Genomic DNA, 17,598 nt, shown 5'->3' with positions numbered 1-17,598 from the left:
TGCAACCAACATAAAAAACCAAATGTCTGAAATGACAATTGGTCCGGATAAATCTAATGAAAGGAAAGTTTGAAATTATCAAAGTTAAGTAATTTACGGGTTACTAAGGCGACACCACCCAGCAAAATTGCTTTATCCACAGTTTGGTGGGCAAATAAAATTTTAGTGTCAGAGTTAGGTGTAATAGCTTGATAAAAATTTTGAAGTGAAGTGAAATATTCTGGCCTTAACGCAATAATACGTGAATAAAGTAGAATCGCATCTGGGGCAGTCTGCTGGGCCATATTGTAGCAAATCATTGCTAAGGCTTGGAGCCAATAATGTAACATATCAGTCGCAATCGGATTTTTTTGATCTACTAAGGAACAAAACTCTTGACGACTTAATTGTTCAGTTTTTAAGGCTTTTGCTGTGCGTTGTAAGATCGATTCTTCTGAAAATAAATCTTCCAAATGAACGGGGGAGTGATTTTGGTTAAAATTAGTTTGAAAAGTGATAGAACGCCCAACTTCGCCTGCTTCGCCATGTTTGCCAATAAAGAGTCGATCATTTTGGATCATCCCAGAACCGATTCCATCATGAATATTTAAAGTACTAAATGTTCTGATATTGGGGGTTAATAAATGGCCTTGAAAATCTCGCGTATAGATTGCGGCTAAGTTGGCTTCATTTTCTAAGTATACGGGAACTTGAAACTGATTTTCTAAATTTTCGACAATATTTAAAGTTAATAAATCTTCGTGATAGGGGACATACCTAATTTTATTTTTAAAAACAACGCCGTGAATTCCTAGGCCGATGCCAATTAAACCATGATCTGTACCTAAATCATTCAATCCTTGGATAAAATCAATGGCTAGTTGTTGAATATTTAAAATTGGTAAATTACGTATTTGAAATTCACCGTTTTGAATTACTTCGCCGGTAATATTGGCAACAAGATATCGCAGATGACCACGGCTTAAATCAAAAGTCACAATGTAACCATAATTATGATTAAAGCGAATTAATTTAGGACGCCGTCCCCCTGCATTGGAGGCCACGCCATCACCAAGTTCTTCAATAAAACCTTCTTCCTCCAAATTGCGATAAATAGATGAAATCGTGGATTTGTGTAGGTGAACCTGGTCGGCAATCTCAACCCGAGATGTTTGTTCAGCATTGAAAAGGACCTGAAGCACTAGTTTGCGATTGGTCTCGCGCATTGAATCTTGATCGATTTTAGAAACCATAAATATTAAAATCTCCTAGTATTGAAATTTGAATTAACTAGGTGGCTTGATCTATAAAGACATAGTCAAAATACCTAATATATTATACATATGTTAAGTATAGCGGTTTTACTAGATTCCGGAAAGGATAACATAAGATGGTTGCGCCGAACAACCAACGATGATATAGTAGTCTCGTAATACGAAAGAAAGCGGATACATGATTGATTGTGGATGAGTTGGGTTGTTATGCAATCATGAGCGTGTTCGTTCTAAAATGCTATTTTTTTAATTTTGAAAGGATTGGTATCGGTTTATGAATAATGTTGGGACGCGAACAAATGAATTCGCTAAATTATCCTTTGGTGAAAAATTTGCTTATGGACTGGGAGACTTTGCCCAGAATTTGGTTTTTGGGACAGTAGGAGGTTTCCTACTATTTTATATGACGAATATCAATGGAATTTCGGCTGCCACTGGTGCCACGATTTTCTTAATTGTTCGTTGGATTAATGTTTTTTGGGATCCGTTTGTTGGAACGGTAGTGGACAAATCTTCACCTAAGAATGGTAAATATCGACCATATTTAATCTGGTTTGGAATTCCGTTAACGATTCTAGCAGCTTCGTTGTTTCTTCCGCTTGGTTTTGCGAAGGGGAATGTCTTATACGCGACAATTTCTTATATGGCAACGGCGATGGTTTATTCTTTTGTGAATATTCCGTATGGTTCAATTTCGGCATCATTAACACGTGATAATGACGAAATTGCTAGTTTAACTTCGGTTCGTATGACATTAGCAAATACAGCAAATCTACTAGTCTATACACTATTCCCACTCTTTGTTCAGTTAGTTTCACCTGATCGTAAATTAACTGACACTGGATTATTTGGTCTTAAATTACATTTAGGAAACTATGGAATTCAATCAGCCCAAGGTGCATGGTTCAAAGTTTACGGCGTATACATGATTCTCGGCCTCATTGCATTGATGATTACTTACTTTGGTATAACTGAGCGAGTTGTACCTTCTAAGGAAGAATCAAATTCGGTTAAATTCGTTGATTTATTTAAAGAATTTATGCAAAATAAGCCCTTACAAATTTTGGGGTTATTCTTCTTAATTGCCTTTACCTTCATGTTCTTTGGTAATACAGTTTGGCCATATTTCATACAAACGTCAATTGGACATCAAGAATGGATGGCGTCTGTTGGATTAATCGGATCAATTCCTGGAATTTTCTTAGTTTTCCTCTGGCCTAAATTACGTAATATTTTAGGTAAAAAAGGTTTCTTCTTCTTCTTTATCGGTATCTTTATTATTGGTCAATTGATTTTGTGGTTCTGGACTAAGTCTCCAGATAACATTGCTATTGGTTATGTCGGACGTTTTCTACAACAATGGGGCTTAACTTCAGCAACTGGATTTATGTGGTCAATGGTTCCAGAAGTGGTAACTTATGGTGAATATACTTCGAAAAAGCGAGTAGCTGGAATTATTAACGCGATTATGGGATTGTTCTTTAAAATTGGATTGGCTTTGGGTGGAATCCTACCTGGATTTATCTTGGCAGCCACCCACTTTAATGGACAAGCTGTCCATCAAACGCAAAGTGCTATGACAGGGATTGAAGTATCAATGATTTGGGCACCAATTATTTTATCTATTATTGCGATGATTGTAATGGCTTTCTATCCTTTAACGGATGCTAATGTGAAGGAAATGAATGAGAAGTTGGTTGATAATAAATAAATAATTGAAAACGCTTGCATTATCTTAATGAGATGCTTATAATAAAACTTGTAAGTTAGTTGGTCGAAAGAACCAACTAACAAAAAATGAATTAATATAATAATTTTGGAGGACGAGATTTTGGCAGATTTATTTGATTTTCCTAAGGTAGAGTTTATTGGTGGTAAGAAGGGCTTGGATTTTGAGCAAGCTAAGGGCTATAATTTCTATAATTCGGATGAAGAATTCACCATTAATGGTGAAACTAAGCCGATGAAGGATTGGTTGAAGTTCTCAGTTGCTTATTGGCATACCATGGATCAACGTTTGGTCGATCCATTTGGTGAAGGAACTGCAGTGCGGCCTTGGGATGAAAATGGTCAAGATGATATGACCGATATGGAACATGCCAAGTCAAAGGTTAAATACATGTTTGAATTCATGGATAAGCTTGGCGTTGAATATTTTGCTTTCCATGATCGTGATTTAGCGCCTGAGGGTAAGACTTTAGCTGAAACCAATGCAAATTTGGATGTCATTGTGGATATGATTGAAGAAGAGATGAAGCGGACTGGTAAAAAGCTTCTTTGGAATACCTCTTCATTGTTTACTAACAAGCGTTTCGTTGCTGGTGGAGCAACAACACCTTTCGCCGATGTTTTCGCCTATGCGGGAGCCCAAATTAAGCATTCTTTGGAAATTGCTAAGCGTTTGAATTCAGAATCATATGTTTTCTGGGGCGGACGTGAAGGTTATGATTCATTGTTAAACACAGATACTAAACGTGAATTAGATCATATCGCTGACTTCTATAAGTTGGCCATTGATTATGCTAAGGAAATTGGCTACACAGGTCAATTCTTGTTGGAGCCAAAGCCTAAGGAACCAACGGCACATCAATATGATACAGATGTGCAAACGACCATTTCCTTCCTATATACTTATGGTCTTCAAGATAATTTCAAGTTGAATTTGGAAGGGAACCACGCCTTCTTAGCTGGACACACGTATGAGCATGAAGCTCGCTTTGCTCGTGAAGCAGGTTTGTTGGGGTCATTGGATGCCAATATGGGTGATAAGCAAACTGGTTGGGATATTGACGAATTCCCAAATGATATTTATGAAGCTACTTTGGTGATGTATGAATTCATCAAAAACGGTGGACTACCAACTGGTGGATTAAACTTTGATGCCAAGGTTCGGCGGGCTTCATTTACGCCTGAAGATTTGTTCTATGGACATATGGCCGGAATGGATGTCTATGCAGCCGGATTCCGCGTTGCTTACAAGTTGATTCAAGACAAGTTCTTTGAGAACATTTTGCAAGATCGGTACGCATCATTTGATTCAGGAATCGGAGCTGACTTTGAGGCTGGTAAGTTGACTTTTGCTGACATGGAAAAGTACATCTTAAATAAAGAAGATAGTACTATTCTTGACACCGTTAAGTCAGGCCGGGTGGAAGCAATCAAGGCTTCATTGAATAATTACATTTATTCAGTCTTAGGTGATACATTTAAGAAGTAATTTTAATTTATTAGTTTAAATATGAAATAATTAGTAAAGGGACTGGGCTATAAGATAGTCCGGCCCCTTTTTAGATAATTCAGTCGATACGAATAGGAGTAAAGGCATGGAAGAATTAGTGTTAGGAGTGGACTTAGGGACCTCAGCGGTTAAAGTTTCGGCGGTTAATCGTCAAGGGAAGATTATAGCGCAACGCTCATTTGATTATCCGTTATCACAACCGCAACCAGGATTTTCTGAACAAAATCCTGAAGACTGGGTGAATGGTACCACGGTCGCCATCGTGGAATTGATTTTAAAAGATGGGATTGCAGTGGATGCGATTAAGGGAATTTCATATTCTGGTCAGATGCATGGGTTGGTATTATTAGATCATAATCGGCAAGTATTAAGGCCAGCCATTTTGTGGAATGACACGCGGACAAGTCAACAAACGCAAGAAATTGCTGATCAAATGGGGGATGATTTTATTGAAATTACCCGTAATCGAGCCTTGGAAGGCTTTACTTTGCCCAAGATACTCTGGGTCAAAGAAAATGAGCCCCAAATTTTTGCAGCGGCTGAAACATTTGTAACGCCAAAAGATTATTTGCGATATCGGATGACCGGTCAATTAGCGATGGAAATTTCTGATGCAGCGGGGACAGTAATGCTGGACGTTGAAAAAGGTCAATGGTCTACTGCAATTCAACAAGTTTTTGAATTGCCTGCTTCATTTTTCCCGCCAATTATTCAGGGTATCCAATCAGCGGGACATATTACAGAATCATATGCTCTATTCTCAGGTTTAAGTACAGCAACGGAAGTCTTTGGTGGAGCCGCTGATAATGCGGCCGGGGCTATTGGTTCGGCGATTTTAAAACCCAATATGGTCTGGTCTTCAATTGGAACTTCAGGAGTCGTCTTAAAATATGAAACTAACGCGGATGTTAATTATCACGGCAAGATTCATTTTTTCAATCACGCCATCCCCAACAAATATTATTCGATGGGTGTGACTTTAGCAGCGGGACATTCGTTAAATTGGTTTAAGCAGCGTTTTGCTCCTGATGAAGATTTTACGGAATTAGTTGCTAGCGCTGAACAATCAACAATCGGAGCGCATGGATTATTATTTACACCGTATATTGTGGGGGAACGCACGCCATATGCCGATGGGGATATCCGTGGCTCATGGTTAGGAATTGATTCCATGCATCAACGTGCGGACTTTGTACGCTCGGTCTTGGAAGGAATTATTTTTTCATTTAAAGATATTTTTGCCATTTATGAAGATGCTGGGGTTGAATTTGATACGGTGATTGCGTCGGGAGGAGGGGCTAAATCAGCCCTTTGGTTGCAAATTCAAGCGGATATTTTTAATAAAAAGGTAATTGTTTTAGAAAATGAACAAGGTCCTGGAATGGGGGCGGCCATCCTAGCAGCTGTTGGTCTTGGCTGGTTTGAGAGCGTTGAGCAAGCAGCTCAGGAATTTGCTAGTTTTGGTCAAGTTTACGAACCTAAGGCCGAAAATGTTGAGAAATACGCCCAAGTTTATCAAATTTATCGGCAGGTTTATCCCCAGACGGTTGAGATCAGTCATCAATTATTAGCATATCGGCGGCAAGAACAAGGATAAGTGTTACTATATATAGAAGAAAAAAATTTTTGTTAGATTGTATGCAGAGATGATTGAATTAAAGGAATTGCAAGGCGATGTTAATTGATGAGCATTGTCATAATGATCGAATAGGTTTATTGAATTTTTAAAAAATCATCAGATTCAAGCTATCGTGAATTGCGACAGTGTTGCGGAATGGAATGTTAATCAAGCATGGTTGAATCACCAAAAACGTGATGCAACCAGTGCATTGTTACCGGCTGGAATTCATCCTTGGAAAGTTAACCAGGTAGGGTTTGAAACGATGGGACTGTATTTGCAACAAGCACCGATTGTGGGTGAAATTGGTTTGGATACGGTATGGACTAAAATTCCATTAGCACAGTAACTCTCTGTTTTTATTCAGCAGTTAGAGTTTGCGTGGCAGAGGCAAAAGCTCGTGATTTTGCACATGAAGGGGACGGAACGATTAATGTTTGAAATGATCAAAGCGTACCCGGATTTGAATTTCTTAGTACATTGGTATTCTAGTTCAGAGTATATTGATGAATATATTCAGGCCGGGTGCTGGTTTTTAATCGAGATTGATTTAATGGGGGATGTGGTTAGCACTGCAATCGTTAAAAAAGCTTTCGTTGAGCAACTTTTCATGGAAAGTGATGATATTGATAGCATTGAATGGGCTTATGCTGGGCAGAAAGCTTCTTTTAATCAATACCTTGACTTATTAAATCGGAATATGAATATCATTGCCTAAATGAAACAGCTGCCTGTTTTGTCTTGGAACAAAAAATGCAGGAAAATTTGGCGATATTTTTACAAAATTAAAATTGAATAAATAGCATGAAATTGGAAAGGTTAAAAGGCATAATATAACCTTTCTTTTTTGCTTGATGGGAATCTATGAACTAGGTGTGATAAATAAATTTCGGAATTGGCGAAAGAATTCGTGATTTCATGATAAAATGAAAGCTGAATGTTAAAAAAACAGGACCGGGTTAAAAATCACATGTTCCGGGAATAATACAATTAGAGGAATCAAGATGGCAAATAAAAACGAAAAGGTTGATGCTGAAGAGTTTTTAGCAATGTTACTGCAATATAGTCGTGATGGACATTATAATCATATTAATTTTAGTGTGCGTTTGAACCGCAACCCAGCATATACGCGACAAGTTTTAAACGTTACTTTGAAGCGGACATCAAAAAAATATGGGAATGATGAGCGGGCCTATACCTCAATGACGGCCGAAGCAGGGAAGCAGATTTTGGCATTAATTAATCGTTTGAAAGAGGCTATGTTTGCGGATAGTGCCGAGAAGATCATCTGGGAGACGCCCCTCTTGGCCCGGCATGAACAAGAATTTGGTTATCGCCAAATTCGGGAACGTGACCAATATAATAACTTAGAATTTGAGTTACTATTATAATGAAAGAATTATTTAGAGTTAAGGAGAACAAAAGATGCATAATCCCATTCATAAAAGTATTTTGCGGCGTAGTTTAGAAAATATCGCTTCAATTTTATTAATGATTGTGATGGTGTTTTTTGCAGCATTGGCCCTGACAGCTTTAATTATTTTTGTCGAAGAAGTCATTACTTTTATTGTTAAAGGACGTTTGATCAACACATATACCAATGTGTATGGGAATGCGGTCGGTGTCGTGGGGTGGCATTTCTTAATCGTCTTTTTCATTGTGGCCTATTGGTCTTTGTTGGATGTCTTTCATCCCCTTGTGTATCAAGGTGAATATGATACCGCGCAATATTTAAAAAAATAATTTATTAAGCTATTAATTCTGTGAAGACAGTATTAGTAGCTTTTTGTTTGAACGCATTTAACGGTTTGACCTTTAAGTGCAATATTTAAAAAATAGTTATAAAAGGGTTTAGTCTAAACTGGATTGTTTTGAATTAAAGTGAATAATAATTAGGTTTCATTTAACTTTTGATATAATTTGCTATAATATGAATATATAAAAAAAGGGAAGAGGTACAAATATGGTCAGTGAATGGATTACAATTCATGGAGCAAGGACTCATAATTTAAAGAACGTCGACGTAAAAATCCCGCGGGATAAATTCGTGGTCATGACTGGTCTTTCAGGCTCGGGGAAAAGTTCGCTGGCCTTTGACACTTTGTATGCGGAAGGGCAGCGAAGATATGTTGAAAGTCTTTCATCATATGCGCGTCAATTTTTGGGTCAAGCGGACAAGCCTGATGTGGATTCGATTGACGGCTTAAGCCCAGCAATTTCGATTGATCAGAAGACGACTTCTAAAAATCCCCGTTCAACTGTGGGAACGGTGACTGAAATCAATGATTATTATCGGTTGTTATATGCGCGAGTGGGTCAACCAGATGCGCCGGCGGATGGAACGATTATTAAACCCTCGATTGATCAAATGTTAAATGCTTTAAATGATGAATTAGCAGAAGGTTCCAAATTACAAATTTTGGCACCAGTGATTCGGCACAAGCGTGGTTCACATGCTTCGATTTTTGAACGGATTCAAAAGGAGGGGTATATTCGAGTCTTAGTAGATGATGAAATGCATGATGTTTCCGATGATCTGAACTTAGATAAAAATAAATATCATGATATTTCAATCGTTGTTGATCGGATTGTGCTACGCGAGTCATCGCGGACACGGCTCTTTGAATCATTTGAAGCGGCCTTGAAATTAGCTGATGGCGTGGTTGGGGTGGCCGTAGTGGATGGACCAACCTTGCAATTTTCTGATCATTATACTGGGGCTCTGAGTGAATTTGGAGTTGGAAAATTGAGCCCGGCGCTATTTTCATTTAACGCCCCCATGGGAGCTTGTGAAATTTGTGGTGGTTTAGGGGTTAAAGTCGAAGTTGATTTGGACTTAGTGGTACCAGATCAGACCTTAACCTTGGAGCAAGGTGCAATTGCAGCATGGAATCCAATTTCTTCAAAGTATTATCCTGAGATGCTCCGGCAGTTTGCTAAACAATATGATATTCCCGTGGATATTCCATATCATGATTTAACAGATCAGCAAAAAGAATTGGTGCTATACGGGGCCGGTGAAAAGACCTTCCATTTCCATTATCAAAATGATTTTGGTGGTGTGCGTGATATTGATACCGAATTTGAAGGCGTTATTAATAACATTAAGCGACGTTATAAAGAATCATCTTCAGATTTTACCCGGGAAGTTATGCGGCAATACATGACCGCTTTACCATGTAATGCTTGTCATGGTTACCGTTTAAATCCAGGTGCTTTGTCTGTTAAAATCAATGGCAAGCACATTGGACAAGTTTCTGAATTACCTATTGATGAAGAGTTAACCTTTTTTGAAAAAGTTGATTTTGGTGAACAAGATGCCGAGATTGCGCGGCCCATTTTAAAAGAAATTAAAGACCGGTTAAGTTTTTTGAAAAATGTAGGTTTAGATTATTTAACATTGTCGCGTTCAGCACGGACACTTTCTGGTGGTGAAGCACAACGAATTCGTTTAGCCACCCAGATTGGTTCAAATTTGTCAGGGGTGATGTATGTTTTAGACGAACCTTCAATTGGGTTGCATCAGCGTGATAATAATCGGCTCATCGCATCCTTAAAGCAAATGCGTGATTTGGGGAATACTCTTATTGTGGTTGAACATGATGAGGATACCATGTTGGCAGCGGATTATTTGATTGATGTGGGACCTGGTGCGGGTGAACATGGTGGTGAAATTATGGCCTATGGAACTCCGGATGAAGTACGCCAGAATCCCAATTCATTGACTGGAAAATATCTAAATGGTGAGCAATTTATCCCTGTTCCAAAGACGCGGCGCCCAGGAAATGGTCAGTTCTTAACGGTGAAGGGCGCTACGGAAAATAATTTAAAAAATATTAATGTTGATATTCCATTGGGGACGTTTACCGCGGTTACAGGGGTTTCTGGTTCTGGAAAGTCATCATTGGTCAACGCGGTTTTGAAGAAGGCGCTTAAGCGAGAAATTAATCGAAACACGGAAAAGCCTGGAGCCTATAAAGAATTAATCGGTTGGGAACAACTGGATAAAATTGTTGATATTGATCAAAGCCCAATTGGACGCACCCCACGTTCTAATCCAGCAACTTATACGGGCGTTTTTGATGATATTCGCGAACTATTCGCACAAACCAATGAAGCTAAAATGCGTGGGTATAAAAAGGGTCGTTTCTCATTTAATACCAAGGGGGGACGATGTGAAGCCTGCAAGGGTGATGGTGTTATTAAGATTGAAATGAACTTTTTGCCGGATGTCTATGTTAATTGTGAAGTTTGTGGTGGAACTCGCTTTAATTCTGAAACTTTGGAAGTTACGTACCGTGGCTTAAATATTGCGGAAGTTTTAGATTTGACGGCTGAACAAGCTTTGGACTTCTTCAATGCCATTCCTAAAATTCGGCGGAAACTCCAAACGATTGTGGATGTTGGATTGGGTTATGTTCAATTAGGGCAAGCCGCCACCACGCTTTCTGGTGGTGAAGCACAACGGATGAAGTTAGCTTCCGAATTGCAACGGCGTTCAACGGGAAAGACGATTTATATTCTTGATGAGCCAACAACCGGTTTGCATGTGGATGACATCTCCCGCTTATTGGCAGTGTTACAGCGCTTAGTTGATAGCGGAAATACGGTCTTAGTGATTGAACACAACTTGGACGTGATTAAAACGGCGGATTGGGTGATTGATTTAGGACCAGAAGGTGGTCAAGGCGGTGGTAAAATTTTGGTGGCGGGAACACCAGAAAAAATCGCTAAGACAAAAAAGTCATATACGGGACAGTACTTAGGACCGCTGATGAAACGTGATTTAAAGCGAGCCCAACAAGCTGGTAAGTAGAGCTCGGCTTGATAAAATGGCACTTGGGGTGTATACTTACTACTTGTAAGTGAAGGATTGCTAGGCTTGCTTTTAGAGCCCGTCCCTTTTTGCTTAAATTTAAACAAATAGGAGATCTAATTATGACAGAAAGAATGGATGTTGCGAGTGCACGGCGGAAGATGCATAGTCCTAATATTAAAACGCGGAAGCGAGCTTTAAAAGCTTTGCATGATGCTCGGAAACAAAGTCGCAAGTAATTAAAAAACTCAGCATCGGAAATATTGGGCTAATGACAGTGATTATTAGTTGTTGATGTTTTTGCTTTTGATGCTTAAAAATATAAAAGGGTCGCGGTATGAGCTGCGGCCTTTTTTGTAGAATTTTTGATGAAAAAAAGCAAGTGGTTGCAATTAAAATTAAACTTGTTATGATAAGGGAGCCTTAATTTTTAAGACTAGCCTTTTCATGAAATTTTAGTTCGAAAATATGTTCCGGAATCTCATAGACAAAGCAATATAAAAAGGCTACAATAGCAAGCTGTAAGCTTAGAAATAATATTGAATATGGGAAATAAGGAGATGGAATTATGTGGCGCTATTTGAAGCGTTTATTAATTGGGAAACCATTAAAAACTTTAGATGAAGGTTCGCAGCATTTAAGTCGGGGGAAAGCCTTGGCGCTATTGTCGTCAGATGCCCTATCATCAGTCGCATATGGAACTGAGCAAATTACCACAGCATTGATTGCGGTTGGGTCGGTTGCTTTATGGCTGCAAATTCCTATCGCCTTGTTAGTGTTAGTTCTATTAGGAGCAATTACACTATCATATCGGCAAATTATTCATGCCTATCCATCGGGTGGAGGGGCTTATTTAGTTACCTCTAAAAATTGGGGTCAAACGCCCGGCTTAGTGGCTGGTGGTTCGCTTTTAGTTGATTATATGTTGACGGTGGCAGTTTCAGTGACTTCTGGAACGGCTGCGATTACATCGGCCATTCCAGGCATTCATAAATATTCAGTGCCAATTGCGGTGTTGTTAGTATTATTGTTGACGGGAATTAATCTACGAGGTGTTCGTGAATCAGCAAGCTTTTTGACCGTTCCCGTATATGCTTTCATTTTAATGATGACGGGGATGATTGCCTATGGTCTCTACAATATTGCGACAGGACACGTTGATTTCCAGGCACCGTCAGCGGTTGGAACGAGTTTTAGTGGCTTGTCATTAGTTTTGGTCATGCGAGCTTTTTCTAGTGGCTCTTCCTCATTGACTGGAGTTGAAGCAATTTCCAATGCAGTTCCCAATTTTAAGGAACCCAAAGCTAAGAATGCTGCGAAAACTTTGGTTATGATGGCTATCATTTTGGCCTTTTTCTTTGGTGGTGTGACTTTCTTGTCATACTGGTTGGGAATCCGTCCAAGTAGTGAAGAGACCGTTTTGGCGCAAATTGCCGAAGGAGTCTTTGGTCACGGAATGCTGTATTATATTTTTCAAGTTTCAACGGCCGCTATCTTAGCAGTGGCTGCTAATACCGGATTTTCAGCTTTTCCACAATTAGCTTTTAATTTGGCTAAAGATAAATTTATGCCCCATATTTATTTAGATAAAGGGGATCGATTAGGCTACTCGAATGGAATCATTTCTTTGGCATTAGGTTCAATTGTGTTGATTATGATTTTCCATGGATCAACGGAAGCTTTAATTCCCTTGTACGCTGTGGGAGTCTTTGTACCGTTTACCCTGTCACAATCCGGGATGATAATTCACTGGTGGCGTGAACGTGAGGGACACTGGATTACCAAAGCCGTGATTAATTTCGTGGGGGCCGCAATTTCAGCTGTTTTGGTTTTGACATTGTTTGCTTTGCGCTTTGACAATGTTTGGCCGTATTTGGTAATTATGCCAGTCCTGTTGTATGTCTTCTTTACTATTCGCGGGCATTATCGCAAAATTGGGAAACAATTGCGGGTCTTATCGAAGGAGCCGATTAAACGGCATCATTATGATGGCGCCGATGTTTTGATTTTAGTTTCTAATTTAACTAAAGTCACCGCTGAGGCCGTTGACTACGCTAAATCAATTGGTGATAATGTCATGGCTTTGCATGTTTCATTCGATTCAAACCCCGAGCGTGAACAACGCTTGAGCAATGAATTCAAGCGAGAATTCCCGGACGTACGCTATGTGGATGTACACACATCATATCGTTCGATTACGGTACCTGCATTGCGTTTCGTGGATGAAATTTCACGGGGATCAAAAGAGCGGAATCGATCATTAACGGTCTTGATTCCGCAATTTATTCCGCATGCCTCATGGCAAAATGCCTTGCATAACCAAAATAGTTTGCGTTTGAAGGCTGCGTTAGCCACACGTGATGTGACAGTTGCCACATATTATTTCCATTTGGCTGAATAAAAAATAATTAATGAAGTGAGGGAAATTAAAAGTGTTTCTCTCTCTTTTTGTATGTTTTTAAGAAACGACATATTTGAACAATGCTTTACAAAGTCTTAGGTAGAGTGTTAAGTTCAATTAATAGTTTGATTTAAGGAATACGAGAGGAGCATGGGATGGATTATCGCATAGATAATGTACGTTATGTCATCGAAGAATTGCGTGAATTAGTGCATGAAGGTGAGCTTTTTTCCTCGTTAGGGTTAGAAGTTGGGGCGGTGCTAGATAGTTTGACGGTGGTAACACGCCAGCCGGTCGACTTGCCCAGTCCAGCTGATGAACAGGGCATTTGGCAAGCAGTTGACCAGTTTCAACAAATATTGGACACTGATCCAACACAAATTACGATAGCTTATTTGAAGGCGCTTTTGCCCGGCCTGCAATCACCTGATTTTGAATTACGAGAGCAGGCGGTTTTTAGTACATTGAATGAGTGGCTCAAAGAGGGTCTGGCCAATGAAGAGTTACAAGCCTGGCTATTTGATTATTTGTTACAGGATGAAATTTTATTTACGCATATTGACGAACCACATAATCAAGCAATCTTTGGTCGTTCATATGCGGTGCGTTTATTAGTATCGGTATTGTTTGCGGCTAAACGGCAAAAGGTTAGTTATCTAAATTTGGAGCGGCGGGAACGTTTGGTACAACAAACGGCGGTCTATGTTGCTTTTGAACAAGATGGACGGGGCTATTTAGAACCACAAGGCTGGGCCTTGGCGTTTACGCACATTAGTCAGCTTTTAGATATGATTACCGCTTTAGATGAGATTGATCGCGCGGATAAAATTTTATTAGAAACGATTTTGATGGAACGAATCAAACGCTTAACAGATAGCTTAACAATGGGTGAACTTGGCAATACTGCACGGTATCTCATTAATTTAGCTAATTTAGATTCGATATATGAAAACTATCTTTTGACACAATTAAAGCAATGGCGTCCCGAAATGATGTGTGCTTTACAAAAAAATGAATCACGTGCGGTGTGGGTGCAACATTATAATCGCTCACATTTGATGGGGACCATTATTTTACAGCGGACAGCGCCGATCGCTATTCATGAATATTTGGAGCAAATTAGTGAATTTTTAGCTTGAAGACTATCCTAAGGCTGGATATTAGGGTAAAATATAATAAAAAATCGACAGGAGATTTGGATATGACAAAGAAACTAAATATCGCCATGTTGTTTGGGGGGAATTCCTCAGAACATGATGTTTCAAAACGCTCCGCCCATAATATCTATGATGCTATGGATAAGGAAAAATATAATGTCACAATTTTTCTAATATCAAAAGCGGGTTATATTATGAATCCCCAAGATTCATGGCGTGTTTTTGAAGGTGAAGATGAAGATACAATCGTCGAAGCAGGCATGAAAGAGTTGGATTTGAAGAATCCGTTAGCTCCTATTCAAAATTTGGGTGAGGTGGAGTCAATTGATTTGTTCTATCCCGTTGTTCATGGTAATTTAGGGGAAGATGGAACACTCCAAGCTTTGTTCCGACTATTGCAAAAGCCGTTTATTGGAGCTGGAACAGCAGCGTCAGCCATGTCGTTTGATAAAGATTTGACGAAGCGGATTTTGAATCAAGCCGGTATTCGTAATACGGATTATGTATTGTTGACGGATCAAACACAGAGTGATTACACCTTTGCGCAATTACAAGAGCGTTTGCAGAGTGATGTTTTGTTTGTGAAGGCAGCCAAGCAAGGTTCTTCTGTTGGAATTTCGCGCGTGACGAATGAAGCAGAGTATCAACGTGGATTGCAAGATGCTTTACAATATGATTATAAAGTTTTAGTTGAAGCCGGGCTAAAGCGTCCGCGTGAAGTTTTCATTTCTGTTTTGGGAAATGAGCAGCCACGCGTTTCAAAAATTGGGGGGATTGTGCTCCCTGAAAATGATGAATGGTACGACTATAATAATAAATTTGTGGATGCTTCAGGAATGGTCTTTGAATTACCAGCTGAACTACCAGTCGATACGGTCGCTGAAATTGAGTCAATGGCATTGAAGGCTTATCAAGCCCTGGGCTTAGTTGGTTTGACACGGATGGACTTTATGCTGGATGCGGATGGTGTTCCTTATTTGGGTGAACCAAATACACTGCCAGGCTTCACGAATATTTCATTATATCCACAAATGTGGCAAGTTTCAGGCTTGGGTTATTCGGAATTAATTGATGAAATTATTAATTACGGTCTAGCTGAGTTTGAGCGAAATGCCAAGTTATCATATGATTTCGTCACGCTTGGGGAAGAACATGTGGGCGAGAAAAAATATAACGCTGAAGTTAAAGATTAATAAAATTAGATAAAAGCAGCTTGTTTAAAACAGGCTGCTTTTATATTTAAATTGTTTATTGATGTTAAAAATGAGGTTACTAAAATATGATGTTAATTTAATAATATTCAGCAGAAATTTTTAATCATTTATTTAAAAAAATAATTATGAGGGCTAGTATGCGTTGTTGACGCTTACATTAAATAGAGCTTAAAAATAATATTGACTTTCTATCTAATAAGATAGACAATATATGAGTCCAGGGGGGCGGGAGCGAGTTAGGTATTATTCATAAGCTTTTAACATAAAATGTTGAATGAAATCCTTTATGAATTGTATTTAATCATGTTTTCAAAAAAGACTGATATATGGGTGAATTACACAATATATCAGACAGGTTAGAGCGCAACCGGTAGAACTCGCGCCCTGCTTCTTGACATTAAAATTTAATAGGCTTAGAGATAGCATTATCTCAAAAGAGCCGAAAAGGAGATTTGGTATGGTCGAAGCGAACGAAAAGCATCACTTAATTGAGGATGCTGAGAATGAATTGAGCTTAGATGAAGTCAATGGTACCATTGAAACACCCAAGACTGGCTCATTCTGGCATAAACTGGCCGCATTTTCAGGACCTGGTGCCTTAGTGGCAGTGGGTTACATGGATCCTGGGAACTGGGTTACTTCAGTTGGTGGAGGAGCGCAATATCATTATGTGCTCTTATCAATTGTCTTCCTCTCTTCATTGATTGCGATGTTATTGCAATATATGGCTGGGAAGCTTGGAATTGTTACGCAAGAAGATTTGGCACAGGCGACACGCGAACGGACGACTAAAACGGGTGGAATTATCCTTTGGTTCATTACTGAGCTGGCTTTGATGGCGACGGATATTGCCGAAGTTATTGGAGGGGCGATTGCGTTGCACTTGCTCTTTGGTTGGTCAATGATTGCCTCAGTTTTGACAACAGCTTTTGATGTTGTCTTGTTACTGTTATTGATGAAGTTTGGCTTCCGCAAAATTGAAGCAATTGTTATGACTTTAATCTTAACTATTTTATTTATTTTCACATACTTGGTTGTTTTGTCACAGCCTGATTTGTCAGCGATGTTTGCAGGTTATTTACCTAAATTACAAGTTTTAGATAACACACCAGCCGCTGGGGGTGGTGACTCACGCTTGATGATGACTTTGGGAATCATTGGAGCGACTGTCATGCCGCACAATTTGTATCTACATTCTTCGATTTCACAAACGCGTAAAGTGGATCGAGATGATAAGCAAGAACTAAAAGAAGCGGTTAAGTTTACCGCTTGGGATTCAAATATTCAATTAACATTAGCCTTTATTATTAATTCATTATTGTTAGTGCTTGGAGCATCTTTGTTCTATGGACACGCTGATCAAGTTGGAACTTTTGGCGCTATGTATAATGCGCTTCAAGATAATACCATCGCTGGGGCCGTGGCCTCACCGGTTTTGTCAACTTTGTTTGCGGTGGCTTTGCTAGCTTCAGGACAAAATTCAACAATTACGGGAACTTTAACGGGTGAAGTGATTATGCAAGGATTCTTGCATTTGAAGGTGCCAATGTGGCTCCGGCGTGTTGTAACGCGTGGGTTAGCATTGGCTCCCGTTATCGCGTTTACTTTGATTTACGGTGGAAATGAAAATAAGTTAGATCAGCTTTTGATTTATTCACAAGTCTTCTTATCAGTGGCTTTACCATTTGCGATGGCACCATTGATTTATTTCACATCATCTAAAAAGGTGATGGGTGAAGAATTCGTTAATCCGAAGTGGATGACAGTAATAGCTTGGATCGTCTTTGCTGTCTTAACAGTTTTGAATCTACAACTATGTTGGGGGATTATCGCCCCATTATTCTAATGGTATAATAGAACGGTAAACGTTTACATTAGCTTAAAGCGGTCAGGAGAGATAC

General features: G+C 39.3%; 14 protein-coding genes. 13 read left to right on the top strand and 1 reads right to left on the bottom strand.

Translation table 11 applies throughout. The features are described from left to right. Positions 1-53: 53 nt before the first annotated feature. The gene (locus ACJQWY_RS03425; protein WP_407076355.1) at positions 54-1,232 is read right to left on the bottom strand and encodes an ROK family protein; all 1,179 of its coding nucleotides are present in this window, start codon (positions 1,230-1,232) and stop codon (positions 54-56) included. A 295-nt stretch (positions 1,233-1,527) separates the two neighbouring features. Here ACJQWY_RS03425 and ACJQWY_RS03420 point away from each other — a divergent pair, with 295 nt between their 5' ends. From ACJQWY_RS03420 to ACJQWY_RS03360, 13 genes are all read left to right on the top strand, one after another. Further along, positions 1,528-2,964, top strand: a complete 1,437-nt coding sequence (locus tag ACJQWY_RS03420) for an MFS transporter (RefSeq protein ID WP_407076354.1) — start codon at positions 1,528-1,530, stop codon at positions 2,962-2,964. 120 nt (positions 2,965-3,084) lie between these two features. After that, positions 3,085-4,470, top strand: coding sequence for a xylose isomerase (gene xylA / locus ACJQWY_RS03415; RefSeq protein WP_407076353.1), 1,386 nt, complete (start codon positions 3,085-3,087; stop codon positions 4,468-4,470). Between the two features lie 106 nt (positions 4,471-4,576). After that, positions 4,577-6,088, top strand: a complete 1,512-nt coding sequence (gene xylB / locus ACJQWY_RS03410; protein WP_407076352.1) for a xylulokinase — start codon at positions 4,577-4,579, stop codon at positions 6,086-6,088. A gap of 154 nt (positions 6,089-6,242) precedes the next feature. Then, the gene (locus tag ACJQWY_RS03405) at positions 6,243-6,458 is read left to right on the top strand and encodes a hypothetical protein (protein WP_407076351.1); all 216 of its coding nucleotides are present in this window, start codon (positions 6,243-6,245) and stop codon (positions 6,456-6,458) included. Between the two features lie 12 nt (positions 6,459-6,470). Then, complete coding sequence (locus ACJQWY_RS03400; protein ID WP_407076378.1) at positions 6,471-6,827, top strand: TatD family hydrolase; 357 nt, start codon at positions 6,471-6,473, stop codon at positions 6,825-6,827. Positions 6,828-7,113: 286 nt separating this feature from the next. Then, positions 7,114-7,500, top strand: coding sequence for a hypothetical protein (locus ACJQWY_RS03395; protein WP_407076350.1), 387 nt, complete (start codon positions 7,114-7,116; stop codon positions 7,498-7,500). 34 nt (positions 7,501-7,534) lie between these two features. Then, positions 7,535-7,852: a hypothetical protein gene (locus ACJQWY_RS03390; RefSeq protein ID WP_407076349.1), complete on the top strand. Its 318-nt coding sequence runs from the start codon at positions 7,535-7,537 to the stop codon at positions 7,850-7,852. Positions 7,853-8,072: 220 nt separating this feature from the next. Further along, on the top strand, positions 8,073-10,925 hold the full coding sequence (uvrA, locus tag ACJQWY_RS03385; RefSeq protein WP_407076348.1) for an excinuclease ABC subunit UvrA: 2,853 nt from the start codon (positions 8,073-8,075) through the stop codon (positions 10,923-10,925). 122 nt (positions 10,926-11,047) lie between these two features. Beyond that, entirely contained in the window at positions 11,048-11,164 is a 117-nt protein-coding gene (locus tag ACJQWY_RS03380) for a putative metal homeostasis protein (protein WP_407076347.1), read from the top strand. 329 nt (positions 11,165-11,493) lie between these two features. Then, on the top strand, positions 11,494-13,326 hold the full coding sequence (locus ACJQWY_RS03375) for an APC family permease (RefSeq protein WP_407076346.1): 1,833 nt from the start codon (positions 11,494-11,496) through the stop codon (positions 13,324-13,326). A 155-nt stretch (positions 13,327-13,481) separates the two neighbouring features. Beyond that, positions 13,482-14,465 (top strand): DUF2785 domain-containing protein, encoded by a 984-nt coding sequence (locus tag ACJQWY_RS03370; protein WP_407076345.1) that lies wholly within the window; start codon positions 13,482-13,484, stop codon positions 14,463-14,465. 62 nt (positions 14,466-14,527) lie between these two features. Continuing rightward, the gene (locus ACJQWY_RS03365; protein ID WP_407076344.1) at positions 14,528-15,676 is read left to right on the top strand and encodes a D-alanine--D-alanine ligase family protein; all 1,149 of its coding nucleotides are present in this window, start codon (positions 14,528-14,530) and stop codon (positions 15,674-15,676) included. A gap of 478 nt (positions 15,677-16,154) precedes the next feature. Further along, positions 16,155-17,543: an Nramp family divalent metal transporter gene (locus ACJQWY_RS03360; RefSeq protein ID WP_407076343.1), complete on the top strand. Its 1,389-nt coding sequence runs from the start codon at positions 16,155-16,157 to the stop codon at positions 17,541-17,543. Positions 17,544-17,598 lie beyond the last annotated feature (55 nt).

This window comes from Weissella kandleri (genome assembly GCF_045504165.1).
In the GTDB taxonomy this organism is placed as follows: Bacteria; Bacillota; Bacilli; order Lactobacillales; family Lactobacillaceae; genus Weissella; species Weissella kandleri_A.
This window is presented reverse-complemented; position numbering and strand designations above follow the sequence as displayed.